At 73.8% G+C, this 25,985-nt stretch carries 18 protein-coding genes and 2 pseudogenes; 6 read left to right on the top strand and 14 right to left on the bottom strand.

Annotated features, from left to right (window positions below; all coding sequences use genetic code 11):
- Together ABTY61_RS36755 and ABTY61_RS36750 are read right to left on the bottom strand one after the other, a co-directional pair.
- Positions 1–90: pseudogene (locus tag ABTY61_RS36755) on the bottom strand (formate dehydrogenase accessory sulfurtransferase FdhD); the annotation flags it as partial.
- Between the two features lie 370 nt (positions 91–460).
- Positions 461–1,387 (bottom strand): annotated as a pseudogene (locus ABTY61_RS36750) (ALF repeat-containing protein); the annotation flags it as partial.
- Between the two features lie 237 nt (positions 1,388–1,624).
- On the opposite strand from ABTY61_RS36750, the gene ABTY61_RS36745 reads away from it, so the two are divergent.
- Complete coding sequence (locus ABTY61_RS36745) at positions 1,625–2,560, top strand: NAD-dependent epimerase/dehydratase family protein (protein ID WP_350509531.1); 936 nt, start codon at positions 1,625–1,627, stop codon at positions 2,558–2,560.
- An 11-nt stretch (positions 2,561–2,571) separates the two neighbouring features.
- Here the strand turns inward: ABTY61_RS36745 and ABTY61_RS36740 are convergent, their stop codons facing one another.
- From ABTY61_RS36740 to ABTY61_RS36710, 7 genes are all read right to left on the bottom strand, one after another.
- Positions 2,572–2,901 (bottom strand): DUF1330 domain-containing protein, encoded by a 330-nt coding sequence (locus ABTY61_RS36740; RefSeq protein WP_350509530.1) that lies wholly within the window; start codon positions 2,899–2,901, stop codon positions 2,572–2,574.
- A gap of 159 nt (positions 2,902–3,060) precedes the next feature.
- Entirely contained in the window at positions 3,061–3,618 is a 558-nt protein-coding gene (locus ABTY61_RS36735) for an SMI1/KNR4 family protein (protein ID WP_350509529.1), read from the bottom strand.
- Positions 3,619–3,695: 77 nt separating this feature from the next.
- A complete protein-coding gene (locus ABTY61_RS36730) occupies positions 3,696–4,187 on the bottom strand; it encodes an SMI1/KNR4 family protein (RefSeq protein WP_350509528.1) in 492 nt (163 codons plus the stop codon).
- Between the two features lie 56 nt (positions 4,188–4,243).
- Positions 4,244–14,878, bottom strand: a complete 10,635-nt coding sequence (locus tag ABTY61_RS36725) for a LamG-like jellyroll fold domain-containing protein (RefSeq protein ID WP_350509527.1) — start codon at positions 14,876–14,878, stop codon at positions 4,244–4,246.
- Between the two features lie 285 nt (positions 14,879–15,163).
- Positions 15,164–15,955, bottom strand: a complete 792-nt coding sequence (locus ABTY61_RS36720) for a DUF4253 domain-containing protein (RefSeq protein ID WP_350509526.1) — start codon at positions 15,953–15,955, stop codon at positions 15,164–15,166.
- Between the two features lie 40 nt (positions 15,956–15,995).
- Complete coding sequence (locus tag ABTY61_RS36715) at positions 15,996–16,439, bottom strand: NUDIX hydrolase (RefSeq protein WP_350509525.1); 444 nt, start codon at positions 16,437–16,439, stop codon at positions 15,996–15,998.
- 11 nt (positions 16,440–16,450) lie between these two features.
- Positions 16,451–16,702 (bottom strand): hypothetical protein, encoded by a 252-nt coding sequence (locus tag ABTY61_RS36710; RefSeq protein WP_350509524.1) that lies wholly within the window; start codon positions 16,700–16,702, stop codon positions 16,451–16,453.
- Positions 16,703–17,009: 307 nt separating this feature from the next.
- Here ABTY61_RS36710 and ABTY61_RS36705 point away from each other — a divergent pair, with 307 nt between their 5' ends.
- Positions 17,010–17,606, top strand: a complete 597-nt coding sequence (locus ABTY61_RS36705) for a DUF5919 domain-containing protein (protein WP_350509523.1) — start codon at positions 17,010–17,012, stop codon at positions 17,604–17,606.
- A gap of 68 nt (positions 17,607–17,674) precedes the next feature.
- Here the strand turns inward: ABTY61_RS36705 and ABTY61_RS36700 are convergent, their stop codons facing one another.
- The 4 genes from ABTY61_RS36700 to ABTY61_RS36685 form a co-directional block, all read right to left on the bottom strand.
- Positions 17,675–18,538 (bottom strand): alpha/beta fold hydrolase, encoded by an 864-nt coding sequence (locus tag ABTY61_RS36700; RefSeq protein ID WP_350509522.1) that lies wholly within the window; start codon positions 18,536–18,538, stop codon positions 17,675–17,677.
- A 180-nt stretch (positions 18,539–18,718) separates the two neighbouring features.
- Positions 18,719–19,726, bottom strand: coding sequence for an aldo/keto reductase (locus tag ABTY61_RS36695; protein ID WP_350509521.1), 1,008 nt, complete (start codon positions 19,724–19,726; stop codon positions 18,719–18,721).
- A 43-nt stretch (positions 19,727–19,769) separates the two neighbouring features.
- Positions 19,770–20,174, bottom strand: coding sequence for a hypothetical protein (locus ABTY61_RS36690; protein ID WP_350509520.1), 405 nt, complete (start codon positions 20,172–20,174; stop codon positions 19,770–19,772).
- 87 nt (positions 20,175–20,261) lie between these two features.
- Entirely contained in the window at positions 20,262–21,029 is a 768-nt protein-coding gene (locus tag ABTY61_RS36685; protein WP_350509519.1) for a hypothetical protein, read from the bottom strand.
- Between the two features lie 432 nt (positions 21,030–21,461).
- Here ABTY61_RS36685 and ABTY61_RS36680 point away from each other — a divergent pair, with 432 nt between their 5' ends.
- From ABTY61_RS36680 to ABTY61_RS36670, 3 genes are all read left to right on the top strand, one after another.
- Entirely contained in the window at positions 21,462–22,010 is a 549-nt protein-coding gene (locus ABTY61_RS36680; protein WP_350509518.1) for a helix-turn-helix domain-containing protein, read from the top strand.
- 108 nt (positions 22,011–22,118) lie between these two features.
- Positions 22,119–22,724, top strand: coding sequence for a ParH-like protein (locus ABTY61_RS36675; RefSeq protein ID WP_350509517.1), 606 nt, complete (start codon positions 22,119–22,121; stop codon positions 22,722–22,724).
- Positions 22,721–24,034 carry an MAB_1171c family putative transporter gene (locus ABTY61_RS36670; protein ID WP_350509516.1) on the top strand — a complete coding sequence of 438 codons (1,314 nt, stop codon included), beginning with the start codon at positions 22,721–22,723 and terminating at the stop codon, positions 24,032–24,034. The genes ABTY61_RS36675 and ABTY61_RS36670 overlap by 4 nt, the downstream gene beginning before the upstream one ends.
- A 58-nt stretch (positions 24,035–24,092) precedes the next feature.
- Here the strand turns inward: ABTY61_RS36670 and ABTY61_RS36665 are convergent, their stop codons facing one another.
- Entirely contained in the window at positions 24,093–24,911 is an 819-nt protein-coding gene (locus ABTY61_RS36665; RefSeq protein WP_350509515.1) for a DUF4253 domain-containing protein, read from the bottom strand.
- A gap of 144 nt (positions 24,912–25,055) precedes the next feature.
- Between ABTY61_RS36665 and ABTY61_RS36660 the strand changes: the two genes are divergently transcribed.
- On the top strand, positions 25,056–25,880 hold the full coding sequence (locus ABTY61_RS36660; protein WP_350509514.1) for a hypothetical protein: 825 nt from the start codon (positions 25,056–25,058) through the stop codon (positions 25,878–25,880).
- Positions 25,881–25,985: the final 105 nt, after the last annotated feature.

Below are 25,985 nucleotides of genomic sequence, written 5' to 3'. Positions count from 1 at the left end.
CAGGCCCTCGCGCAGCGCGTGGCCGACCACCTTGTCCACCGCGTTGTGCCGGCCGACGTCCTCGCGCAGGCAGAGCAGCCGCCCCTGCGCGTCGACTCTGGGTGGAGCGGCGGCGGGACAGGGCGACCAGCGCCGCGCCCGCGGCGACGGCCGCGGCGGCGCCGCCGGCCTCCCAGCCGAGCCCGTCGGTGCCGGTGGCGGCGAGCGCGCCGGTGCCGGAGGTGGTGCCGGTCCCGCCCGTGGTGCCGGTCGCAGCGGTGGTGTCGTCGGCCTTGGTCAGGGCGGCGGGCTGGACGGCCGCCGGCTGCTGGGCGCCCTGGTCCTGCTGCCCGGCGGGCTGGTCGGCCTGCTTCTCGGCGGGCTTGTCGGCCGGCTTGTTCCCGGCGGCCTCGTCCGCGGCGCGGGCCGTGGCCCAGCCCTCGGCGAGGAAGGCGGCGATGTCGGCGTCGCCGCCCTCCATCGCCTTGCCGGCGGCGGCTCGCACGGCCGGGCCGCCGGTCTCCATCAGCTGCGAGACCTTCACCCGGTTGTCGGAGGCGCGCAGCTTGGGCAGGTCGCGCAGGAACTGGGCGACGTCGGCCGGGGTGCCGCTGAGTGCCTTCTTGGCGGCCTCGACGGTGTGCGGGCCGGTGTTCTTGTCGGACAGTGCGACGAACACGGCGACCCGGTCGTCCGAGGCCTTGGCGGCGGGGTAGCCCTCCGCCAGCCACTTCGCGACCTCCGCGTCGCTGCCGTCCAGCACCTTGTTGGCGCCCTCGCGCACCTCGCGGCCGCCGGTCGCCAGCAGCTGGGAGACCTTGACGCGGTTGTCGTCGGCGCGGTTCTTGGGCAGCTCGACCGTGAGGAAGTGCCGCAGCTCGGCGGCGCCGCCCTTGAGCGCCTGCTCCCCCGCCGCGCGCACACCGGGACCGGTCTCCGGGTCGGCCAGGATCCTCTGGACCTCGGCGCGGTCCGCGTCCTCGGCCTGGGCGGCCGGCAGGCCCTCCTCGAGGAACTTCACGAGGGCGGCCTCGCCGCCGTCCAGCGCCTTGCCGCCCGCCGCGCGCACGGCCGGGCCGCCGGAGGCCATGAGCTGGGAGACCTTCACCCGCAGGTCGTCGCCGCGGTTCTTGGCCAGGTCGACCTCCAGGAAGTGCCGCAGCTGGGCGGCATCGCCCTTGAGGGCCTTCTCGGCCGCCGCGCGCACGCCGGGGCCGGTGTTCCTGTCGTCCAGGATCTTCTGGATCTCGGCGCGGTCGCGCTGCTCCTGCCCCTCGGGGGCCCGGGGGCCGGTGCTGTTGCCCGGGCCGCCGTTGACGCCGTCGTCGCCGGGGGTGACGTCCGGCGCGGAGCCGGAGGCGGTGTCAGGGCCGGAGAGCCCGGTCGGCTGCGGGGCGTCGGCCGCCATGGCCGAGGAGGGGAACAGGACGGCGGGGGTCAGGACGGCGGCGGCGACGACGGTGGACACCCGGGGCAGCTTCATGCAGCGGAACTCGTTTTCCTGTGAAGGGATCATGAACGCCCGACAGCATAGATCCTTTTTTACTATCGCCATACCAGGTATTTGCCGGGCTCCCCGGCGCCGGTCGGCCCCCCGCCCGGAGGGGAGTCACGGCCTGTCAGGGGGACGCTCTAGGGTGGGCGCGTGAGCTTCCATCTCGTCGTCGGACACGGGCCCGCCGGGGCCGCCACCGCCCGCCTGCTGGCCGAACAGGGCCACGAGGTCCGGGTCGTCACCCGCACCGAGCACCCCGCCGCCCCCGTCGACGGCGTCGAGCACCTCGCCCTGGACGCGAGCGACCCCGTGCGGCTGGCCGAGGCCGCCCGCGGCGCCGTCGCCATCCACGGCTGCGCCGCGCCCCCGCTGCCGCAGTGGTCCGCCCGCTGGCCCGCGCTCGCCTCCGCGCTGTGCGCGGCGGCCGAGGACAGCGGAGCGGTGCTGGTGATGCTCGGCAACCTGTACGGCTACGGTCCGGTCGAGGGCCCGATGACCGAGGACCTGCCGCTCGCCGCCACCGGCCCCAAGGGCCGGGTCCGCGCGGCGGCCTGGGAACAGGCCCGGGCCCTGCACGAGGCCGGGCGGATCCGCGCGGTCGAGGTGCGCGCCTCGGACTTCTTCGGCCCCGGCGTCACCGACGGCGGCCACCTCGCCGCCCGGGTGCTGCCCGCCCTGCTCCAGGGCCGCCCGGTCTCCGTCCTCGGCGACCCGGACGCCCCGCACAGCTGGACCTACCTGCCGGACGTCGCCCGCGCCATGGCCGAACTCGCCGGCGAGGAAAGCGCCTGGGGCCGCCCCTGGCACGTCCCCACCGCCCCCGCCCTGCCCGTGCGCACCATGGTCGAGCGCCTCACCGCCGCGGCCGGCACCGACCCCGTCCCGGTGCGCCGCCTCTCCCCCGTCCTGCTCGGCGCGGCCGGCCTCTTCTCCCCGCTGCTGCGCGAACTACGCGAGGTCCGCTACCAGTTCGACCGGCCCTTCGTGGTGGACTCCAGCGCCTACGAGGCCGCCTTCACCGTCGGCGCGACCCCGCTGGAGGAGCAGCTCGCGGCGACCGTCGCCTGGTGGCGCGAGCGCTCGTAGGCCCCCGGGGCTCAGTGCCCCTTGAGGCTTTCCGCGCCCCGGTAACCGGCCGGCACGCCCTCCGCGATGATCACGTCGGCCACCATGTGCCGGGTGCGCAGCGGCAGAACCTCCCGGTAGGCGGGCGAGTCGTACCAGGCCCGGGCCCGCCCGTAGTCGGGGAACTCGATCAGGATCAGCCCGAGCGCTCCCCAACTCCCCTCCAGCGTCTCGAACTTCCCCCCGTGCACGACGAACCGCCCGCCGAACTCGTCCAGCGTGGCGTCGATCCGCTCCAGGTACTCCACGATGTCGGGGCACATCTCGGCGGAGTGGACCTGGGCGAGGGCGTAGGCGGTCATGTGCTGCTCCCGTGATGTCGTAGGACGCGGTCTCGTTGACGTCTCCGACGGTAGGACGCGGCAGGTACCGGCCGAATCAGTCACGCATCGGCAGGGGTGACGTACGTACGGCCGGCCCCGGGTTCCGGGGCCGGCCGTACGTCGACGGTCGAGCGGTCGTCAGAACGACTGCAGCGGTCCGCCCTTCCAGGGGTGGACCCCCGCGGCGATCAGGCGCTTCTCCTCACGCCAGTTGAGGAAACGCGGTTCCCGCGCGCCCCGGAGCGAGAGTTCACCGATGGGGCACTCGTCGAACTCTTCCTGGAAGACGCCGACCAGGAAGTCGACCATGCCGCAGTCGTGGATCGCCCAGCGGGCCTTCCCCCGGTGGAAGACGGCAACCGGCCAGGAATCCGCGGGGGATTCCGAGGTGACCCAGCACAGGAGGTCGGCACTGGAGTCGATGCCCCACGTCAGGATCGCCTCGGGGCCGTCGATCCGCTCCCCTCCGGCCTTCTCGAACTCCCAGGCCTTTCTGGCCTCCATCGTCGCTTCGGAGATCGTCAGCGGCGGTCCGCCCGGAGAAGTCGACTTCCCCGGGACGGCCACCTCCAGGGCGTCCTCGATCGAGCCTCCACCGTAGACCGAGAGGAACTCCAGATAGTCCTCGGGAAGCCTCTCCCCGAGGTGGCCGGGAATCGACAGCTCATCCGCTTCCGCCCCGGACCCCGGTGGCATGATGCGGCGAATGAGATCGAGCCGAGAACCGCTCTCCATCTACCTCGCCGGTTTCCGCTCTTCCGCGACGCCGCGCCTCATTCGGTGGAGAACTCCGCCCACGACCGCGCACCCGAGGCGACGTCGAAGACCTCGGAGAGCGTCGAAAAGAAAGCGGCATCGCCGTTCCCGACCCAGAAGTACCGCTTCTCCGGGGATTCCTCATCCCACACGAGGAAGATCCCCACGGTACCGTCCGCGTTCACCGACAACGGGGCCAGTACCGCGTCCTCCGTGAGCCCCTCGTCGATGTGGACGTCGATGCTGGTGACGATGTCGCGGAAACGGAGCGCCCGCGAGAGCGTGTCCCCGGACGGCCAGTCGCGCCACCCCAGGAGGGGCATCCCCGAGCGGAGGTTGTCCATCCCGTCGGAGAACTCCAGGAACTCGCGGTAGCCGGGCTCGATCGGCTGCCGCAACCACCTTTCAAGTTCCGCGATCTGCCCCGCGTCCGCCGGCGGCCGCAGCCCCGGAGGCGCCGAGAGGTCGGATTCGGGATCCGACCGGTGGTCGGCGTTCCTCGCGGCCACGAGCCTGTCGATCCACCCAGCCAAATCGCACCGTTCCCATCGTCATCGTGTACCTGCTAGCGGGTGATGTTACAGATCCCGTATTCACCGCGTGTGACGGACCCGTGGATGTGCTCGGTCGTGTAGGTACTCGGGGTCTTGTTCACACCGGCATAGATGAACTCAGTGGGTTTGTAGCCTTCGTTGTACTTGTTCGCATATGCACCCACAAGCGAGTTCACATCATTGTCCTGTTGGTGCCAGCAGTAGGGGGAGTACTTCCCGGACCACGTGGTGTCGGGAAGGTGACCGGCCACGTTGCCGTTGTACTCGTACGGAGTCCCCTTCACCTCCTTGATGTGGAGATCCTTGTACTTGTCCGCCAGGTCGGAGAGGGTGATCTCCTTCCCATTACGGGTGAAGTCCACGATCTCCTTGCCAGGGGAAACGCGACCCGTGGGCGACCAGTAGCTCGACACTGCGTTCAGTGCGGCGATGTGATCCTTGAGTTCGTCGATCTGCTCCTGGCTCGCCCCTTCGGGCGCGCGGAGGCAGACTATCCCGGACATACCGCGCTGCTTCTTGGTCTTGCTCAGGTGCGTCGTGCAGTCGTCCTGCTGCTGGTTGGTCGTGCTACCGCTTCCATTGCTCGGATTGACTCCGGGCGCGGTCTGGGTGCCGGTGTCCTGGTCCGGGGTGGTGTTCTGGTTCGTGGTCAGCTGGTTGAGCAGGTCGGCGGCGTTGTAGATCGCGGAGATGATCTTGAGGATGTCGCCGGGCTTCGGCGGCTCCCAGTCGGGCTTGGGCAGCGGGCGCTCGACCGAGGGCTTGGTCTTGTCCCACAGCTTGTCGCCGAGGCCGTCGCGGTCGTCCCTCTTGGGCTTGACGGGGCGTGGTCCTCGCCCGGTCTTGCAGGTCACGCAGCCGCCGCGACCACCACCGCCACCACCGCCGCCACCGCCACCGCCACCACCGCCGCCTCCGCCACCGCCGCCACCGCCACCGCCGCCACCACCGGGCCAGGGGTCGGAGTCGGGGTCGGCGGTGACGTCGACGGGGCGCGGGCGGGCGGCAGCGCGGGCGCGGGCGTCGGCCTTGTCCAGCTGGATGTCCCAGCTGCCGGGGATGGTGGTGGCCGGGGCGTAGGTGGTGGAGGCCGCCGCGGCGTTGCTGCTTGCGCCGGCGCCGGTGATCTTGTCGTGGGCCCAGTCGTAGGTGTTGGAGAGGCCGTTCGCCGTGTTGTTGACGACCTGCTGGCCGGCCTGGGCCATCTGCTTGCAGGAGAAGTAGCAGACCACGGCGGCCCCGAGGGCCCACGCGGCGGCCCCCTCCATGACGCAGGCGTCCCAGAAGCAGTGCCCCGAGGGGTCGGTGCCGTTGAGCGGGCCGGCGTTGCCGTAGGTGTAGCGGTTGGCCTGGGCGGAGGGGCTGGGGTTGAGGAGGTAGGAGTCGCGGCTGGTGAAGGCGCCGGTGCCGGGGCGGTACCAGCGGGCGGCCATGTTGACGTCGCCGGTGGCGGGGTCGGTCCAGCCGCTCTGGTAGCCGAGGGTGGTGCCGGTGCCGCTGGTGGCGGTGGGCTTGCCGAAGGGGTCGTAGGTGGTGGAGCCGGTGACGGCGGCGCCGTTGTGGTCGAGGGTGGCGGTGACGTCGGTGTGCTGGTCGGTGCGCAGGCGCACGCTGCTCGTGCCGCTGCCGGCGCCGAGCAGGTTGCCGGCGGTGTCGCGGGCGTAGGTCCAGGTGCCGTCGCCGGTCACGTTGTTGGAGCCGCCGTCGTAGCTGAAGCGGGCGGCGCCCCGGGTGGCGACGCGGTCGAGGCCGTCGTAGGTGTAGGTGGTGGTGCCTTCGGTGATCAGGCGCCCGAAGGCGTCGTAGGCGAGGGTGTCCTGCTTGGCTCCGGTGGTGACGGCGGCCAGGGTGCCGCGCGCGGTGTAGCGGTAGGTGCTGGTGCCGTCGGACAGCAGCCGGTTGCGCTCGTCGTAGGTGGCGGTGGCGCTGCCGTTGCCGGTGCGGTTTCCGGCCGCGTCCCAGGTGTACGCGGTGGTGGCGGTGCCGTCGGCGGTCCAGGAGGTGAGGCGCCCGGCCTGGTCGTAGCCGTAGCGGTTGTCCTTGACCGGGTCGGTGGCGGAGCCGCTGACGGTCTTGCGGGTGAGGCGGTTGTCGAGGTCGTACTCGTAGGCGGTGCCGGCCAGCGGGGTGCCGGCGCCGCCGACGGCGAGCAGCTGGTCGCCGGCCAGGCGGCCGAGCGGGTCGTAGCTGAGGCGCCGCTCGGTGACGGCCTTGTCCTTGGTGACGTCGACCGGGTCGGCCTGGATGTACCACTGCTTGCTGGGGCGGCCGTCGCCGTCGTAGCCGTACCAGTTCTTGATGTTCAGCCTGGGGTTGTTGGACCAGTCGAGCTGGCCGTCGGCCTTGTAGCCGAGGACGGTCTCGCCGGTGTCCTTGTCGCGCCGCTTGGTGACGCGTCCGTCGGCGTCGTACTCCCAGGTCTGGTCGGGGGCGGTCAGGTCGGAGCCGGCCGCGAGGAGCAGGCCGCGGTCGTTGTAGGCGTAGTTCTGGCCGTTGACGGAGGCGGAGTTGTGCCGGATCAGGTGCCCGGCCTTGTCGTAGGCCAGCTCCCGGTCGGTGGTGGCGGTCTCGGCGCCGGTGCCGCTCTCGCGGACCAGGCGTCCGAGCGGGTCGTAGCTGCTGGTGCGCACGACGCCGCCGGGCTCGATGGCGCGCACCGCCTGGCCGGCCACGTCGTAGGCGGTGGTCCAGGTGCGGTCGGCGGCGCCCGGGTGGGCGGTGGTGGCGGGCTCGACGGTGGACTCGGGCAGGCCCCAGGTGTTGTACGTGTAGAGGGTGGTGTTGCCCTTGCCGTCGGTCAGGCGGGTGCGGTGGCCGGCGGCGTCGTAGCCGAGGGTGGTGGTGATCGCCTGGCCGGCGGCCACCGGTTCGGTGAGCTTGACCGCGCGGCCCAGCGCGTCGTAGTCGGTGCTGGTGACGGCGCCGGTGGCCGGGCTGGTGCTGGTGAGCGGCTTGCCCTCCAGGTCGAAGGTGGCGGTGGCGGTGCGCAGCACGGTGCCGGCCGCGTCGAGGTTGTCGGTGGCGGCGGGGTTGCCGAGGCCGTCGTAGCGGGTGCGGGTGGATTCGCCGAGGGGGGCGATGGCACGCACGGCGCGGCCGAGGCCGTCGTACTCGACCTTGCTGACGCGTCCGACGGGGTCGGTGCTGGTGACGGTCTGGCCGGCGGGGTTGTAGGTGGCGGTGGTGCTGCTGCCGGCGGGGGTGGTGACGGCGGTGCGGTTGCCGGCGTCGTCCCAGGCGAACTTGGTGGTCAGGTTCTGGAGGGTGGGTCGGCGCTCGACGACGGTGGCGGTGAGGAGGCGGCCGAGCTGGTCGTAGGTGGCCTCGCCGCGGGCGCCGAGCGGGTCGGTGGTGGAGAGCTGGAGGCCGGTGGGGGTCCAGGTGGTGGTCCAGGTGGGCGGGGTGTCGCCGGTCTGGGGCTGGAAGGGGCCGGTGGAGTTGGGGGCGACGCGCTGGTTCTGGTGGCCGAGGCGGTCGTAGCCGAAGGTGGTGCGCCGCCCGGCGGGGTCGGTGCTGGCGGTGACCCGGGAGAGCTTGTCGTACTCGGTGCGGCCGACGGGGTTGAGGGCGGTGGTGGCGCCGGGCGGGGTGTAGGCCGGCAGGCGGGTCTCGGTGACCCGGCCGAGCGCGTCGACGGTGGTCCTGGCGATCTGGCCGAGCGGGTCCTTGGTGGAGACGGCCTCGCCGAAGGCGTTGTAGCCGGTGGTGGTGGTTGCCCGGACGGTGGCGGGGGCGCCGCCGGTGTTCTCCGCCGTGACGGGCGGGGCGGTGGCCGAGATCCGCCGGCCGAGGACGTCGTACTGGTAGGTGGCGGTGTAGGCGGCCGGGTCGGCGCCCGGGGCGTTGCCGTTGGGGGAGGTGGTGGAGGTGAGCAGGCCGCGCTGGTCGTAGCTGAACGTGCTCACCGCGGTCGGGCCGCCGGTGGAGGAGGCGAGTTGGCTGCGGGTCAGGCGTCCGGCGGTGTCGTAGGTGCTGGTCTGGACGCTGCTCTCGGTGTCGCTGATCTTGAGGGTGCTGGTGGTGACGCGGTCGTCGGCGTCGTAGCCGAGGGTGGTGGTGCGCGCCAGGCCGCCCGGGTCCAGGACGGTCTGGGTGACGCGTCCGGAGGGGTCGACGGTGCGCACGGCGGTGGTGCGGCCGCCGCCGGTGGTCTGCTTGACGAGGTGTCCGGCGCCGTCGTACTCGTCGGCTTCCAGGACGATGGAGCGGGTGCTGCCGTCGGCCTGGGTGACGTTCTCGGCGGTGGTGGTGGCGGGCAGGCCGTCGTCGAAGTAGGTGTAGCTGGTGACGGCGCCCATGGCGTCGGTGCGCGAGGCCAGGCGGCCGGCCGGGTCGTAGGCGCGGGAGTCCAGGGTCAGGTCGCGCACGCCCTTGCCGTCGCCGTTCCAGCCTTCGACGACGGTGGTCGCCGGCTGGCTGCGCGGGGTGTAGGTGTAGCGGGTGACCTGGCCGAGCGCGTCGGTGACGGTGGCCGTGCGGCCGAGTGCGTCGTAGCCGTAGCGGGTGACGGAGCCCATGGCGTCGGTGTCGCTCTCCAGGCGGCCGGCGCTGTCGTAGCTGCTGCTGGTGGTGCGGGTGCCGTCGCTGCCGGCGATGTCGGTGCTGGTGGTGCTGGTGGGCCGGCCGTCGGCGTCGAAGGCGGCGGTGGTCCTGGTCTGGTGGGTGTCGCCGGTGACGGCGTCGGTGGTCTTGGGGCCGGTCTGGGCGGTCCGGCGGCCGAGTTCGTCGTACTCGTAGGTGGTGACGACGCCGTCGGGCTGGGCGTCGGAGACCTCCTTGGACCAGACCCGGCGTCCGGCCAGGTTGTAGCCGTAGGTGACGGTCAGGCCGCTGGGCGCGGTGGTGCGGGCCAGGTCGCCGGTGGAGTAGTAGGCGTACGTGGTGACGGCTCCGGCGGCGGTGGTCTCGCTGGCGAGCAGCCCGGCGGGGGTGGTGCCGCCGCTGTAGCCGGGCTCGGTGCCGGCGGTGTAGGCGGTGCGGGTGGTGCGGCCGTCGGGGCGGGTGGTGGATTCGGGCAGGCCGAGGGCGGTGTAGGCGACGGTGGTGCGGTAGGTGGTGTCGCCGGGCCCGGCGGAGCGGGCGTCGCGGGTCTCGGTGGGCTTGTCGTTGCGCGGGTCGCGCGGGTTGTCCTTGTTGAGGTAGTAGCTGGTGTAGGAGGTCCAGCAGGAGTTGACGTCGCGGCAGGTGGTCAGGGAGAGGGTGTTGCCGCGGGCGTCCTGGCCGCTGACGGTGGAGTGGCCGTTGGGGTCGGTGACGGTGTGGACGAAGCCGCCGGTGTCGTAGGTGTAGCTGGTGGTGTTGCCGGCTTCGTCGGTGCGGGAGATGAGGCGGTTGCCGCGGGTGGCGTCGTGGACGTCGGTGGTGGTGTTGCCCACCGGGTCGGTGAGGGTGACGCGGGCGGCGAGTTCGGTGGCCGAGGAGGCGGAGCGGGCCTGGTAGTGGGCGGCGACGCGCTCGGCGGACAGCGGGTGCTGGTAGATCGCGACCTCGTCGATCTGGCCGGCCAGCCAGGCCCAGCCGCCGTTGCCGGCGGGCCAGTTGCCCAGGTAGCCGCCGCCGAGGGTGAGGCGGTCCATGTCGAGGTGGTTGATGCCTCCGGTGGCGGTGCCGGCCAGGGTGCCGTCCAGGTAGAGGGACTGGGTGCCCTTCTCGGCGCTGATCACGGCGTGGTGCCAGGAGCCGTCGGTGACGGTGCCCGCGGAGGTGATCGGGCCGCCGTTGAGGCCGTAGAACCCGCCGCGCAGCTTGCCGTCGGTGCCGACGTACAGGTCGGGGACGGTGTTGCCGCTGGTGTTGTTCGCCTGGTTCAGCAGGATGCCGGTGCCGCTGGTGCGGAACCACAGTTCGGCGGCCAGGTCGGTGGTCTGGCTGCGCACGATCTGGGCGGGCAGGTCGACGTAGGAGGTGTTGGTGGCGTTGAACTCGACGGCGTGTCCGTCGCCGGGGCCGAAGACGCCGGTGGTGCCGGGCTTGGCGCCGGGCGCGTAGGTGCCGTTGCCCTTGATCGCGGCGACCTCGCTGGCGGCGGTGGTGCCGCCGCTCTCGTCCAGGCGCCAGTAGCCGCCGGGCGAGTCGGCGACGACGGAGCCGCGGTAGCCGATGCCCTGGCCGCCGACCTGGGCGCTGCGGGCGCGGTAGTGGGCGACGACGTCGCGGTCGCTCAGCGGGTGCTGGTAGACGGCGACTTCGTCGATGCTGCCGGTGAAGTGGCTGATGTCGTCGGTGGGGGCGGCGGGCCAGAAGCGGGCGATGCCGGCGCCGAGGTAGGTGTGGGCGTTCTGCTGGTGGTCGACGCTGCCGTTCTGGACGCCGACGATCTGGCCGTCGAGGTAGACGGTCTGGGCGGTGCCCTGGACGGAGAGGACGGCGTGGTGCCAGGAGCCGTCGGTGACGGCGTTCGGGGAGGCGACGGTGGCGTCCACGGTGCCGTAGAAGCGGTTGCGCAGTTTGCCGTCGGAGCCGATGTACATCACCGGGGTCCAGGTGCCGCCGATGCCGTTGGGGTCGTCGATGGTGCGGCTCTGGTCGCCCAGCAGCACGCCGGGCTTGGTGGTGTTGAACCAGAGTTCGACGGCGAGTTCGGTCTTGGCGTGCAGGACGTCCTGCGGGATCTCGATCTGGGACTTGGCGGAGCCGTCGAAGCGGGCGGCGGTGTCGTCGGTGGGGGCGAAGACGCCGGGGGCCTTCTTGACGACGGCGTCGCCGTAGGTGCCGGCCAGGCCGTTGCCGACCTCGCTGGCGGCGGTGGCGCCGTCGCGCTCGCCCAGGCGCCAGTAGGCGGTGGGGGCGGAGGCCTTGACGGCGTTGCTGTAGAGGAAGGAGCCGCCGCTGTAGGTGGGGTCGGAGATCTTCCATTCGCCGCCGGTGGCGTCGGTGACCTTGGTGACGCGCTCGGTGGCGGCGTCGTAGGCGACCTGGGCGCTGGTGCGGCCCGAGGGCAGGGTGGTCCTGGTGAGCTGGGCGCTGCCGGTGCGCAGGGCGTAGTGGTCGGCGACGGTCTGCTCGGTGAGCGGGTAGTCGTAGACCGCGGCCTCGTCGATCTGGCCGGTGAACCAGGACCAGCCGCCGTTGCCGGCGGGCCAGTTGCCGGTGTAGCCGCCGCCGAGGTAGGCGCGGTCCATGTTGAGGTGGTCGATGTCGCCGGGGGTGGTGCCGACCAGGGCGCCGTCGAGGAACATCGCGGTGTTGTCGCGGGCGCCGGCGAGCACGACGTGGTGCCAGGCGTTGTCGGTGACGTCCGCGGTGGAGGTCACCGGGGGGTTGGGGCTGTTGAACTTGCCGCGCAGCTTGTTGTCGGTGCCGACGTACAGGGCCGGGACGACGTTGTACGGGGCCTCGCCCATGGCGCGGTTCTGGTAGCTGAGGATGACGCCGGGCGCGGCGGTGCGGAACCACAGTTCGACGCTGCGGTTGACGGAGGCGCTGATGGTGCGGTTGGGCAGCTCGACGTAGGAGGTGGCGCGGCCGTTGAAGGTGACGGCCTTGTTGCCGCTGGCGCCGAGTGCGCCGTCGGCGCCGAAGGTGACGTCGTTGGCGGAGGCCGGGGAGCGGTCGCTGACCTGGGCGTCGTTGGTGAGGGAGCTGCCGTCGGCCTGGCCGAGGCGCCAGTAGCCGGCCGGGGCGGCGTCGCGCACGGCGGTGCGGTAGCGCGATCCGGTGCCGTAGTCGTAGACGGTGCAGCCGGTGGGGGCCGCGGGGGCGATGCCGGGCGGGCAGACCTTGGTGAGCTTGTCGCCGTCGTACTGGTACTGCCAGCCGCCGGTGGAGCCGGAGGCGGTCACCGAGGTGACGTGCTTGCCGGTCCAGTTGAAGTACAGGAAGCGGCCGGAGGCGGAGTCCTTGACCTGGACGAGGGTGCCGGAGGCGTAGACGAGGTCCTGGGTGTGGCCGGCGGTGTCGGTGATGCGGGTGAGCTTTCCGTCGGCGCCGAAGGTGTGGACCCGGCCGGTGCGGTCGGTCAGCGTCCAGCCGCCGCCGTCCTCCTTGCGCAGGTCGGCGGCCATGCCGCCGCCGGGCACGTAGGCGTTCTTGCCCGGGTCCCAGCCGAAGCGGGCGCGCGAGCCGTTGGAGGCGGTGAGCAGCACGTTGCCGGGCAGGGTGAGCCAGTTGCTGGACTCGACCTGGATGCGCATGTCGTAGGGGGTGGACCAGCCGGCGCCGAAGGCTCCGTCGGTGCGCGGGTCGAGGGAGTTGTAGCTGCGGGTGACGGCGAGTTCGGGGCCGACGACGGGCAGGGCGGCGTCGGTGGCGGCGGTGGTGTAGTTGCCGGCGGCGGTGTTGACGCTGCGTCCGGTGTCGGCGGCGGTGGTGTACTGGTTGGGCTGGGGCAGGACGGTGCGGATGTAGGAGGGGGCGGTCCAGGGGCTGGAGCCCGCGCCGTCGCCGGCCTTGGCGTACCAGGCGTACTGCTCGTTCCAGGTCAGCCAGCCCGCGGGGACGACGAAGCGGCCCTGGCGCTTGAGGTAGTCGGTCTCCTTGCAGTCGACGTGGGCGTCGCCGCCGACGACCCGGCAGACCTGGAACTTGTAGTCCAGTTCGGGGTAGGGCGCGCGGTCGGGGTCGATGCCTTCCGCGGTGAGGGTGGGCTGGAGCTGGTAGACGACGGCGCCCGAGGGCGGGGCGAGGCGGGTGATGTACGGGGGGACGTTGACGGAGGAGATCTGGATGTTGACGGTCGGCACGCCCGCGTCGGCGTAGAAGTTGCTGACCTGGAACTGGTCCATGGTGAACGCGACGGTGTAGGCGCCCTGCGGGAGGGAGCGGATGTGGGCGTCGACCACGGCGCTGCCGCCCGGCGGGACGTCGTTGGGCATCGCCGTCCAGGCGATGTTGCTGCCGTAGTTGGTGATGTTGTTTCCCCACTGGTCGAACAGCAGGTACGACATCTTGTAGTTGTTGGTGGGGGTCCAGGTGTCCATGCCGCGGTTCCACACGCGCAGGCGGACGATGCCCTCCTGGGTGGCGGTCACCGGCTGCTGCAGGCCCCAGAGTTCGTAGTCGGCGCCGTAGCGGGACCAGGTGACGTCCAGGACCGGCTGGCCGCCGTTGTTGTTGGCGCTGCCGAACTGCTTCCAGGAGTAGTTGTCCCAGGCGTCCGTCTTGATGGCCAGGCCGTAGTTCGCGGTCCAGTGGTGGGTCCAGGAGTTGACCAGGTTGCGGCCGTCGGCGCCGAGGTCGATCGACTCCCAGGCCTCCGGGCAGGCCCAGGCGCTGGAGCTGCTGGGCCGCCAGCCGTGGGCGAAGGAGGGGGCGGCCAGCGCGGGGCCGGTGGAGGGGGCGTTCGAGCCGCGCACGCCGCTGGGCGACCACCAGGAGGTGACCTGGTGGATGGTCACGGTGCGCGGGGTGCAGCTGTAGGACCAGCCGTTGTACAGGCTCAGGCGGGCGCCGAGGATGGTGGCGTTGCTGAGGGAGTCCTCGATGCCGGTGAACTTCACGTACGAGGACGCCTGGTTCCTGCCGCCGTTGTTGGTGCCGACCTTGAGGACGGTGTCGCCGGAGAAGTCCTGCTCGTGTCCGGTGTAGGCGTAGGTGGTCTCCACGGCGCGGACGGAGGAGAGCTGCGGGTCGACCTTGACGGGGTAGACGCGTTCGGGGGCGTGCAGCCAGGCCTCGTCGAGCTTGGCCTTGAGGGCCTGGCCGCCGGTCGGCAGCTGGACGAGCTCGTAGGTGACGCCGCCGGTGATCACGCCTTCCTCGGTGTTGGGCGCGAAGTTGGAGTCCTGCATCCAGCCGGCGGGCATGCGTCCGCGCAGGGTGCCGGAGGCGTCGGTGAAGTGGACGGAGCCGTCGGCGTCGAGGGAGGCGGTCACGCCCTGCAGGCGCAGCGGGAAGACCCATTCGGTGGGCGCGGTGGCGTCCTTGAGGACCAGGTTCTCCTTGAAGGAGGAGTTCCCGGCGAGGATCACCACGTCGGCCTTGGGGCGCGCTTCGGGGTAGGTGATGGCGTTGCCCTGCGCGGTGCCCTGGACGGGGGCGGCGCCCTGGAGGCTGTAGCCGGCGGAGATGCCGTCGGCGAGCTGGAGTTGGACCAGCGGGTCGGCGTCGGCGGTGAGGCCGAGCTTGAGGTGCTGCTCGGTGGAGGCGGTGGTCCAGGAGTTCTGCACCGGGGCGGCGCGGCCGAGGGTGGCGGTGCCGTCGGGTGTCAGGGTGGTGTCGATGGCGGCCCAGGAGCCGTTGGAGCGCTGGAAGTTGACCGGCTCGGGGTAGCTGCGGGTGGTGAAGGTCCCGTCGGCGTTCTGGAAGGTCCGTTGCTGCGCGGTGCGCTTCTCGGGGAGTTCCTTGCTGGTGGCCTCGTTGAAGCTCTTGGCCGGGTCGACCTTGGGGGTGGGCAGCGCGGCGGGCTTGTCGGCGGGCTTGGCCTCGGTGGCGGGCAGCTGCGCGGGCTGGGGCGTGAGGGTCTGGGCGGGGGCCTCGACGGGCTTGTCCTCGGGCAGTTCGCCCGGCGCGGGGGCCGCGTCCCGGTTCCCGGAACCGTCCTTCGCGCTGGTCGCGGCGGTGGCGGCGTCGTGGCCGCGCCCCTCGGCGCTGCCCTGCTGCTGCTTGGGCCGGGGGCCGGGGTCGGCGGGCGCGGCATCGGCGGCCTGGCGCAGCACGGACTCGGCGAAGGCCGACCCTTCGGCTGTACCGAGGACGACCAGGGTCATCGCCAAGAGGATTGCCAGGGGGCGGCGCAGCACGTGGAACCCACCAGAGAGTCAAGGGGAAGCAATGAAACGCCAGTAGGTATATCTGATAGTCAGTAGGCAGATAAAGAGACTTTTAATGTGAGTGTCGGAGATCACACAGGAAACACGGTCGGCAGGGAACCGGGCACCGGGAGTGACGACACGGGCCCGGGCCGGGATGACACCAAGGGGCGCCGGGTGAACCCGGCGCCCCTTGGCGGACTTTGACGGACCGTCAATTCCACTGCTGCCGACCGATGGTGGTCAGTCCCACCAGAAGGTCCACTGGTGGGAGTCGACCAGCTGCTCGGCGTAGGCGGTGAGGGTGCCGGCGCCCTGGTGGACCTGGTCGGGACACAGGGCGGTGTGCTCGGCGGCCAGCGGGAGGGCCTCGGCGAGGGTGGCGGGCGGGACGGGGACGCTCAACTGGAGGGTGTCGAAGCCCACTTCGACGACCTGGGCGCCGAAGCGGCGCTCCCAGTCGGCGAGTACGGCGGCGATCCTGGCGGTGTCGCCCTCGTGGTTGACCGGGCCGCTCCAGCCGCACACGGCCAGGGCCTCGGCGCCGCTGCGGGCCCGCACCAGGCCGAGCCGGAAGTCCTTGAAGGACACCAGCGCCTCGGCCAGCCCCCGGGCCTCGGCGGCGGCCGCGCCGTCGGGGAGGGTGCGGGCGGGGGCCGGCCCGGGCCAGTGGGGGCCGTAGGGGGCGAGGGCCTCGGCCGACTCCTCGTCGTCGTCGCCGTCCTCGGCGTCCGACTCCCACCAGGCGCGCAGCAGGGCGGCCGGGTCGTACGAGGCGGGGTCGCAGGCCTGCGCCGGGAACAGCTCCCCGGACAGCCACGGGCGGTAGTCCGGATCGCCCCCGCTCAGCGGGCTGAGCAGCAGCGGCCACAGCCCGCTGTGCGGATGGGCGCGGTGCAGCGCGGCCCACAGGCCGGCGGGGGCGGGCCCGTCGCTGATCCACAGCAGCGGGTGCGCCCCCTCCCCCTCGTCCCCGGTGACGGGACGGCCGGGCGGCAGCACAACGGGCGGGGCGACGTCGAAAGGCCAGGTCATGCGGCCCACCGTAGGGAGGGGCACTGACAGCGCCCCGGCTTCAGTCGGGGCGCCGGCCGTGCAGGAGCAGGGGCAGGGCGCGGCCGGTGAGGGCTTCGGCGGTGCGGGCGGCCTGGGAGGGGGCCATGTGGAGCGGGAGTTCGCGCACGGGCACGAAGCGGGCGCCGAGCAGGCGGCTGCGCTTGTGCGGCGGGACGGCCAGGGCGGTGGTGTCGCGCACGGTGCCGCCGTCGAAGACGAGGCTGAAGCGCTCCAGGTAGCGGTCGGAGGGCGTGTAGTCGAGGGCCACGGCGTGGGTCAGGCGCAGGATGATGCCGGTCTGGGCGTGCAGGTGGCGGGCGGTGAGGCGGAGCAGGTACTCGCACGTCATGTGGCCGGTGTCCCAGTCGACTTCGAGGGTCGGCAGGCGGACCCGGCCCAGGGCCAGGACGGTGGTGAGGTCGTCCAGGACGGCGGCGGCCTGCCGGCGCTGCTCGGCGGTCACGCGGGAGAGGGTCACCGCTCCCCCGGACGCTTGTGGACCTCGAAGAGGCGCCAGGCCGAGAAGGCCTCGTTGAAGGAGGAGAAGCCGCTGCGCTCACCGTCGGGCTTGCACAGCCACTCCCCGGTGCACTCGTTGCGCACCCGGTAGCACCGGGCCTCGGTGTCCCAGCGGACACCGTAGCCGTGGAGGCGGGGGGAGGCGCCGGGGCGACACCCAGCGCTCTCCGTCACATCGCTGAGCGACTCGTTCGCATCGGCATGCATGAACACGATTCCTTCCACGCGGTCTGTGTGGAAATCATCGGCACCCAAATGGACCATAGGTGTTCCATCGCCGAGACACCCTGCTCGTCTTGGCGCTACCGTCCAAGAAAGCCCAAACGTCTCAGGATTCCTCTTGAACACTGCGCTACAGCAAGGTATGGCGGCAGCTCGCCTGTCTCCCCGTCAGCTGGCCGCCCGGGTCGGTGTCACGCCTAAGACAGTGGAACGCTGGCTCTCTGATGCGGCACTGGTGCCGCATCAGCGGAACCGTATCGATGTCTGCGCGGCTTTAGGGGTTGATGAACGAGTGATCTGGCCCAACAGCGTCCGGGCGAACGTCAAGACCGGGCACGACCGGGAGGTGTTCGCCGTCTACCCGCACCGGTCGGCCTGCCCCCGATCGGTCTGGGCGCAACTGATCGCCGATGCGCGGTCCGAGGTCTTCCTCGCCGGGTACACCAACTACTTCGTCTGGCTGGAGCAGCCCGATCTGCTCCAGACCCTCCGCCGCAAGGCCGAGGGCGGCTGCCGGATCCGCTTCCTCCTCGGCGATCCGGACTCCGAGACGACGCGCCGGCGCGAGGAGATCGAGGACGTGGCCCTCACCGTGTCCACCCGCATCAGGGTCACGCTGGAGAGCCTGGCCAAGCTCTCCGGCGTCGAGGGCGTCGAGGCCCGTTTCAGCGCCCCCGAGGACGGGCCGAACCATGTCGGCCTCTCCGTCTTCCGCTTCGACGGGCACGCCCTCGTCACCCCCCACCTCGCCCGCACGGTCGGCCACGACTCACCCCTGATGCACCTGCGGCGCAGCGGGGAGAACGGCCTGTTCGACCGCTTCGCCGAGCACATCGAGGAACTCTGGTCCCGGGGCCGCGACATCCGCACCACCCCGGTGGACGTATAGGAAGTCGGCGGGGCCGACTTCCTATACGTCCACCCGCCCGGCCGGGGGCCGTCCCCCGGGTCTGCCGGTCAGGATCCGGCGGGCAGCAGTGCGGCGATCTCGGCCAGGAGGCGGGCGGCCGGCTGCGGGGCGGCCAGCCACTTGAGGTGGCTGCCCGCCAGGGTGCGGACGTCGTAGGGGTTGTCGGGGGTCAGGGCGTCGCCCTCGCGGATCATCCGGTCCTGCATCGCGGGCGGCACGCTGGCGTCCTCGGTCAGGCGCACGTACGTGCGGGGGACGCGCCCCCAGGTGTCGGGGCGCGCCCGGTCCTGGTCGGTGCCGGCGTCGAGGTTCTCGTCGGGCTGGAAGGTGTTGAGGAGGACCAGGAACTCCTCGTCCGTCCCGTCCGCGAACAGGGCCGCCTTGAAGGCCGCCAGCGCGGCGGGGTCGGCGGTGCGGAAGTTGGAGCGCAGCAGCCCGAGTTCGGCGGGGTTGCCGACCAGTGCGGAGGCGAGCGCGGTGGGGTCGACGGAGGCCATCTCGGGCTCGGCGTAGTAGGCGCCGACCGGCAGGTCGACCGGGCACCAGGAGGACACGTAGACGAGGCGGTCGATCAGGTCGGGCCGCCGGTTGGCGGCGACGGTGGCCGTCAGGCCGCCGCGGCTGTGCGAGAGGAGGATGACGGGCCCGTTGCGCTTGGCGCGTTCCAGGATCGTGATCAGGTGCTCGGCGTTGTCGGCGAGCGTGACGCCCTTGATGTCCCCGGGGGCGGTGGCGAGTTCCGCGAGGTCCTGGGGTGCCTGGTAGGCGCGCGGGTAGGTCGCGGCGAAGCCGTGGCCGGGCAGGTCGACGGCGACCGAGCGGTGCCCGAGGAGGCCGAGTTCGGCCTGGAGCGGGGCGAAGGAGAAGGAGTTGGCGAAGGCTCCGTGGACCAGGACGAACGTGGGCTGCATCGGTGGCGGGCTCCTTTTCCGGGCCTCGCCGGGCTTCGCGCGGGGCCGCTGCGGCGCCGGTGGCCGGGGCGGGCCCACCGGGGGTCGGTGTACGGACGGCCGCCCGTACACCCGGTGGGCCACCCTAGTCGGCGAAGATCATCCGCACCACCCCCGGCGGCCCCGGCGGCCGACTGGCCGTCAGGCCCAGGGCAGGGAGGAGCGGGTGCGCCAGTAGGCCTCGGCGGGCTCCGGCATGGCGGCGAGGGCGGCGAGGTCCTCCGGGGTGAGGGCGACGTCGGCGGCGGCCAGGTTGGAGGCGAGCTGGTCGGGGGTGGCCGCGCCGGACAGGACGATGTCGGCCCAGGGCTGGGCGGCGGCGGCCGCGAGGGCGAGGGCGTCGGGGGTGGCGGCGGTGCGGGCGGCCAGGGCGCGCAGGGCGGCGGTGTCGTCCCCGGTGGCGTTGCGGCCGGCCAGGCGGCCGTTGGCCATGCCCTCCTTGACCACGACCAGCCAGCCGGCCCGGTGGGCTTCGGCGAGGGCGGGGGCGGCGGAGGTCTCCAGCAGGTTCCAGGTGGCCTGGACGGCGGAGAACAGCGGCTGCCCGTCCACGGTGACGGCCAGCGCCCGGCGGACGGCCTCGGCCTGGGCGGGGCCGCTGGTGGACAGGCCGACCCGCACGCCGTCGGCGGCCAGGGCGGCCAGGCGCCGGTGCAGGGCGGGGTCGGTGAGGGCGGGGCTGTCGGTGGTGACCGAGTGGACCAGGTAGACGTCCAGCCGCTTGCCGAGCAGGGCGCGGGTTTCGCGGACCTGGCGGTCGTACACCGCCGTCGAGTGCTCCTTGACCTCGTGCGCGGTGACGCCGGTGGTGCGCCAGTCGGCCGTGTAGGTGTAGCCCCACTTGCTGCCGACCGTCACCTCGGCGGCGGCCCCGGGGTGTTCGGCCAGCCACTGGGCGAGGAACTCCTCGGCGCGGCCGTAGGAGCGGGCGGTGTCGAAGTAGCGCACCCCGGCGGCGTACGCGGCGTCGAGGAGGGTGTGGGTGCGCTCGCGCAGGGCCTCGACGGTGCGTTCGGCGGGCAGGTCGGCCGCGCGCCCGAGGGTGATGTAGCCGGGCCGGCCGACCGCCGCGGTGCCCAGGCCCAGACGCGCGGGCCGCGGACGGGCGGAGGCGCCGGCTCCAGAGGTGGGGGCGGGTTCGGTCGGCATGCTGGTTCTCCTCGGGGCGGCGCGACGGTGCTCACCTGGGACTTTAGGCGACCCTGGAGCCGCGGGGCGGGGCAGGGGCCGGGCACGCCGGGGCCGTCGGGCAGGCCGGGGCCGTCGGGGCCGATGGCTGGTCCAGGCGCAGCACGAAGTTGACGTAGCACCGCGGCTTCCCCGGCCGGTGGCGGTCGTTGCTGGTGAGCAGCCGGCTGCGCACGCCGTCGCGTTCGGTGAGCGGCCCCGGGGTGGTGCGCAGGTTGGGCTGCCAGGCGCGGCCGCGGGGGCGGTGTTCCAGGGTGAGCGTCCAGCTCTCGCCGTCCACCTCCAGGACGGCGCCGGGCCGTCCGGGCAGCACCCGGGTGCCGTACGGGCCGCGGACGACCGCCCGTTGGTCGAAGTCGGTGGTGCGGCCGACCACGGTGATCCGCCAAGCGCCGTGGAACCTGAGCACGTTCGCCTCCCGCCCTCGCGGCGCGCCGTCCGGCGGACGCGCCCCCGTCGGGGTCAACGGACGCGGGGCGCGGGGAGGATCAGGGGATCAGACGGAGGGTGAGCGGGAGGCTCCGGGGCGTAGGGGCGGGGCGGGGCGGGCGGTGTGGGCGAGGGCCGGGTAGCCGTGGGCGGTGAGGACGGCGTCGGCGTAGCGCGGGTCCTCCAGCGGGACGCCGTGGCGGCGCAGCAGGTCGAACAGCTCGGCCAGGTGGCGGGGTTCGGTGCCGCGCGGCAGGCCGTCGGGGGTGGTGCCGACAGCCCCGAGGACCGGTCCGTGGATTCGGCGCTCGCGTTCGCTGCGGGCTGCGGCGGTGCCGGGGGCGGGGGCCAGTCGCAGCAGGAGGACCAGGCGGGCGGCGCCGGAGTCGGGGTCCTCGTCGGCCTCCATGGTGAGGCCGACGATGTCCTGCCAGGGGTAGTGGCGCGGGAGGAAGGCCCGTACCAGGGTGAGGCCTTCGGTGTCGGCGCGCAGCCAGAAGCCGTAGGGGACGGGCAGGGCGACGCCGAGGACGGCGGTGCCGGAGAGCAGGAGGGCGGGGACGGCGCCGAGGCGGCCGGCGACGCCGGTCTGGGCGAGGACGATGCCCATGGCGAGGGCGAGGAGGCAGCCGACGGGTGCGCCGGCGGCCCGCCACAGGAAGGCCAGGCGGACGGTCTGCGGGGCGGGGCGGGGGCCTGGGTGCGAGTCGGCCGCCGGGGCGGGGCGGGGGCCGCTCGCCGGGGCGGCCGGTGTCGGCGGTGGCGCCTGGGTGCGCGCTCGCGCCCGTCCCGCCCGTCCCGGCGGTGCGCTCCGCCCGCGCGGCGTGGTGTCCACGGGTGCCCCCTTCTCGCGTCGTGGCGTCGGGGGTCCGGCCGGTCGGGCCGTTCCCGCCGGGCGGCGGTACGGCGCTGCGGCAGGTGCGGTGCGGCGGGCGTGGTGCGGGTGCCCGGGCCCGGTGTGCCGGCGCCGTGCGGTCTCACGGGAGTCGACCCCTCCGGCCGGGGCGCCGAGGTCGTTCGGGCGGTCCGGTGGAATCGTCAAGTGTCGCCGGGACGAGCTGGCTTGATGGTGTGTCAGATCGATCGGGCGGCGCCTGCGGGCCTGCCCGTCCAGGATGTCAGCCGACGCTACGCGGGTCAACTGGCGTTGATTGCGGGTATCTTCTGATCCACGCCAGCTGATGCCGTTCGGCTATCGTGACCTGGCCGGCCCTGTCCGTCCGCCGAGGTCGCGGCGCGGAGGGCCCGGGCACGAGGAAGGTGGGGCATGACGGAGTCGACGGGGGACGGCGTTCAGGTGGGGCCGGAGGGTGCTCCACCCGAGCTGGACGGGCACGCCGAGGACGGGCCCGCGAACGGGCACGCGGACGGGCACGCGGGCGCGGACGGCCCCGCGGGCGCGGAGGCCACGGGGCTGTCGGACCGGATCGAGGCCCTGTTCCACACCGTGCGCCGCCCCGACCGCGAGCAGTACACCAACGAGGAAGTGGCCCGGGCCTGCCGCGAGGCGACCGGGGAGTCCTTCTCCACCACCTACCTGTGGCAGCTGCGCACCGGCCGCCGGGACAACCCGACCAAGCGCCACCTGGAGGCGCTGGCCCAGTTCTTCCAGGTCCCGCCCGCCTACTTCTTCGACGAGCAGCAGGGCGCCGAGATCGCCAAGGAGCTGGCGCTGCTCGGCGCGCTGCGCGACGCGGGCGTGCGCAGTCTGGCACTGCGGGCGGTGGGCCTGTCGCCGGAGGGCCTGGACACCGTCAGCGAGCTGGTCGACGTGATCGCCCGCCGGGACGCGGCGCGCAGACCCCGCTCATCCTGAGGGCGGGGTCCGGGCCCGGGAGCCGCGGGGCGGACAGGACCGTCGGCGCGCACGTACGGAGGCGCCGGCGCAGGGACCGTAGGGGTGGAGCGGCGAGGGGAGTTCGGCTTGTGGGCTGACTGGTGGGGCTACCGGTCCACGCTGCGGCGCTGTCGCCGGATGGCCGAACAGCTGGAGCTGCCGCGCCCGTTCGACCCGGTGGTGCTGCTGGAGCAGCTGGCCGTGCGGCGCGGACGCCCGATCGAGCTGCTGCCGGTGCCGGCCCGCCCGCACGCCCCCTGCGGACTGCTGGTCTCCACCCTGGAGGCGGACTACATCCTGTACGCGGCGGACACCGGCGTGCTGCACCAACGGCACATCCTGGTGCACGAGATCGCGCACCTGCTGCTCGACCACGCCGGCTCCGCCCCGCTGGCCCCGGCCGCCGCGCTGCTGCCCAGCCTCTCCCCCGCGCTGGTGCAGCGGGTGCTGGGGCGCACCGGCTACGACGAGCCGCAGGAGCGGGAGGCGGAGCTGCTGGCCTCGCTGATCCTCAGCCGCGCGGACCGGGCCGACGCGGCCGACCGGCCGGGGACGGGGGCGGGGACGGCCCGCGGGTCGCTGGACGCGCTGGGCGTCCTGCTGGCCGCCGGCCCCCCGCCCGGCGAGCCCGCCCGGGAGCCCGGCAGTGGGACGCGGGAGCCCGGCGGCGGAGCGCCGGAGGGCCGGCCGTGAGCGAACTGGCCCTCTACCCGGTCGGGTTGTTCTTCGTGCTGAGCTCCGCCCACTTCTCGCGCAGCCGGATCGACTCCCGCGCCGCCGCCCGCTTCACCTGCTACGGCACGGCCCTGCTCGGCGCCGCCCTGCTGGTGCTCGCCCCGCCGACCGTACGGGCGGTGCAGGGCACGGGGGTTGCGCTGCTGGCGGTGCCGGTGATCGTGCTCGGCGACGGGCTGCGCGACGGCGCGGCCGCGGCGATGCGGCTGCTCGCCCCGGCGCTGCGGGCGGCCGACGCGGGACCCGCCGCCGGGCACGGGAGCCCCGTCGCCGAGCCCGTACGGCGGGAGGTGCGGGGCGGACTGGCCCTGCTGGCCGGGGTGCTGGGGCTGCGGCTGGCGCTGATCACCGCCGCCGCGCCGGGCCTGGCGGGCGAGGACCTGACGGTCGGCCCCGAGGTGTCCGCGCGCCTGGCGCTGGCCGGGTACACCGCCGTGGGCATGCTGCACACCGCCGTGTGCCTGACCGCGCTGCTGCGTGAACTGGCCCGGCGCGCCCGCGCGGTGGGCCCCGGGCGCCTGGGCACCGGGCTGCGGCTGCTGACCGGCGCGCTGGTGGCCGGGCTGCTGTGGAACGCCTGGAGCATGGACGACGTGCTGCGCGCGGCCGTCACCGGCAGCCAGGACGGCCCCGAGGACCTCCTGTGCGCAGTGCTGGGCGGACTGTGCGCGGCGCTGATCGCGGCCGGCCTGGCCAGCACCCTGTGGCCGGCCGCGGCCGGGGCGGTGCGGGGCTGGCTGCTCGCCCACCGCCGCTACCGGGCGCTCACCCCGCTCTGGCGCGACCTGCACACCGTGCTGCCGGAGATCGCCCTCGACCCGGCCCGCCGCCTGCCGCTGCCCCCGCGCGACCCCCGGTTCGCGCTCTACCGGCGGATCATCGAGATCCACGACGCCCGCCTGATCCTGCGCCAGCACCTGGACCCGCGCACCGCGCAGTGGCTGGAGCGCGCCGCCCGCCGCTTCCCGCCGCCCTCCGCCCACGCCGCCGCCACCGCCGAGGCGGCGACGCTGGCCGCCGCCCTGGAGCTGGCCGCGGCCGGCACCCGGCCCGGGCCCGGGCCCGCCGCACCGGCCGCCGCACCGGCCGTGAGCGTCGCGGACAGCACGGACACCATGGACGGCGAGGCCGACCACCTCGCCCACCTGGCCCGGGTCTACGCCACCTGCCCGGCCGTCGCCGAGGTCCGCACCCGCGCCCGCGCCGAACGCGCCCGCGCCGAACGGGCCCTCGCCGAACGCGCCCGGGCCGGGGCGGCACCGCTTTGACGTCCTCCCCGCCGCGAAGGACGGGGAGGACGTCCAGGGGGCCGAGGCCGGCCGTCCGTCAGTCCCACCAGAAGCCCCAGTTGCCGGCGTCGACCAGCTCCTCGGCGTAGCCGGCCAGGCCCTCCTCTGCCCGCAGGACGTTGTCCGGGCAGAAGGCAGCATGCTCGGCCGCCACCAGCAGCGCCTCCTCCCGGCTCGCCGGCGGCGCCGCGACGCTCAACTCCAGCGAGGCGGCGCCCACTTCGACGAGGCGGGCGCCGAAGCGGTCCTGCCAGCTGTGCAGCACGGCGGCGATCTCGCCGCTGTCGCCGTGGCCGTTGGTGCCGTTCCAGCCGCAGGCGGCCAACGCCTGGGCGCCGCCGTCCGCGCGGACCAGCGCGATCCGCAGCGAGGGCCGGGCGCGCAGCAGTCGGCGGGCCAGGCGGTCGGCGCACTCCTGCGGGTCCCGCCGCGGTGCCGCGGCCGGGGCGGGGCCGGGCCAGGTGTCACCGTAGGGCGCCAGCGTCTCCCACAGGTCGGCGCACTCCTGCGGGTCGCCCGACGGGCACCACAGCACCGACGTCTCCCACCATGCGCGCAACAGGGCCGCCACGTCGTGCGGGTGCGCCGCGGGCTCCCCCGACCCGACCGGTTCGAGGCCCAGGTCCCGCGCCTCCAGGTGCGGGACGTCGTTGCCGGGCGCCAGCAGCAGCGGCCACAGCCCCGACCGCGCGTGCTCCCGGCGCAGCCGCTCCCAGGCGCCCGCCGGCGCCGGCCCGTCGCTCACCCACAGCGACGGCACCACCTGACGCCCCGGCAGCAGCGGTGCCGTACGGCCTTCGGCACTGCGGTCGGGGAAGCGTCGGCGCAGGTCGCGGAGCAGCCGGGAATCGATCATGCGCCCACGGTAGGGGTACGCACCGACAGCGCCCCCTCGCCCCGCAGGCGGGAGTGCGCAGGCGGGTCCTAGCCTGGTGGCAGGAGTACGGCGGCCGGTCCGCCGTGTCCCGGGGGTCTCCGTTGCGTGCCTGGAGGTGGAGCGATGGGTGGCGCATCCGGTGGGCGTCGGCTGAGGGTGGCGGCGGTGGCGGTGCTGCTCGCCGCGGGCGGGTCGTTCGTGCCCGGGGCGGGGGTGGCGGCGGCGGCCGGGAGTGCGCCGGTGCGGGCCTGTCCGGCGCGGACCGGCGTGCCGGGGCCGCCGCCGGGGGCCGTCCCGGCCTCGGTGCCGGTGCCGGACGGGGTGGAGGTGCCGGCGACGGCGGCGGTGTACGGCGCCCGCTACCCCGGTGAGGTGCACTTCCTGGTCGCGCCCGCGGGCTGGAGCTGCGACGCGGTGTTCTTCGCCGGGGACGGCGGCGAGCAGGCGTACGTCCACCCCGGCGCCCCGGCCGCCGACCCGGCGAGCACCCGCTTCGACGCGGTGGTGCAGGCCGTCTTCGTCAGCGGCGGTGCGCAGACCGACGTCGACCTGGCCTGCGGACTGCTCCCCGCGGCGGGGGCCGCCCCGAACACCTGCAACGCCCCGCAGCGCTCGCCCGCGACCCGGGTGCACCCCGTCCCCACCCGGGCGCCGGGCCTGCTGCTGGCGGCCGTCGGGGTCCCGGCGAACACCCGCGAGCCCAACCTGCCGGCCACCGGCGGGCCGAACCGCACGGTCGCCCTGGTGACCTTCCAGTCCCCCGGCGGCCCCGCCCAGGAGATCAGCTGCACCCTCCCGGCGTCCGCCTCGCCCGTCCCCACCTGCCGGGCCGCGCTGGGCCACCTGCTGGCCACCGGCGCCGCCGCCCGGCAGCTCTCCCGCGCCGACCTGGCCGCGGCCCTGGCCGACCTGGACGCCTTCACGGCCGGCTACCTCGCGCAGCCGTAGCGCCGGCAGCCGTGGCGCCGCAGCCATGGCGGGGTGACCCACTTGTCCGGCGCAAGCCCCGTCCTTCAGGGCGGGGTTAGCCGGGACGGTCCGCAGCGCGGAGCG

Source organism: Kitasatospora sp. NPDC096128, assembly GCF_040303105.1.
Lineage (GTDB): Bacteria > Actinomycetota > Actinomycetes > Streptomycetales > Streptomycetaceae > Kitasatospora.
This window is presented reverse-complemented; position numbering and strand designations above follow the sequence as displayed.

Coding starts and splice junctions, on each gene's coding strand:
- ABTY61_RS36660 (WP_350509514.1), top strand. CDS start 25,056: ATGGGTGGCGCATCCGGTGGGCGTCGGCTGAGGGTGGCGGCGGTGGCG.
- ABTY61_RS36740 (WP_350509530.1), bottom strand. CDS start 2,901: ATGACCGCCTACGCCCTCGCCCAGGTCCACTCCGCCGAGATGTGCCCC.
- ABTY61_RS36680 (WP_350509518.1), top strand. CDS start 21,462: ATGACGGAGTCGACGGGGGACGGCGTTCAGGTGGGGCCGGAGGGTGCT.
- ABTY61_RS36735 (WP_350509529.1), bottom strand. CDS start 3,618: ATGCCACCGGGGTCCGGGGCGGAAGCGGATGAGCTGTCGATTCCCGGC.
- ABTY61_RS36665 (WP_350509515.1), bottom strand. CDS start 24,911: ATGATCGATTCCCGGCTGCTCCGCGACCTGCGCCGACGCTTCCCCGAC.
- ABTY61_RS36725 (WP_350509527.1), bottom strand. CDS start 14,878: ATGACCCTGGTCGTCCTCGGTACAGCCGAAGGGTCGGCCTTCGCCGAG.
- ABTY61_RS36710 (WP_350509524.1), bottom strand. CDS start 16,702: ATGCATGCCGATGCGAACGAGTCGCTCAGCGATGTGACGGAGAGCGCT.
- ABTY61_RS36720 (WP_350509526.1), bottom strand. CDS start 15,955: ATGACCTGGCCTTTCGACGTCGCCCCGCCCGTTGTGCTGCCGCCCGGC.
- ABTY61_RS36700 (WP_350509522.1), bottom strand. CDS start 18,538: ATGCAGCCCACGTTCGTCCTGGTCCACGGAGCCTTCGCCAACTCCTTC.
- ABTY61_RS36695 (WP_350509521.1), bottom strand. CDS start 19,726: ATGCCGACCGAACCCGCCCCCACCTCTGGAGCCGGCGCCTCCGCCCGT.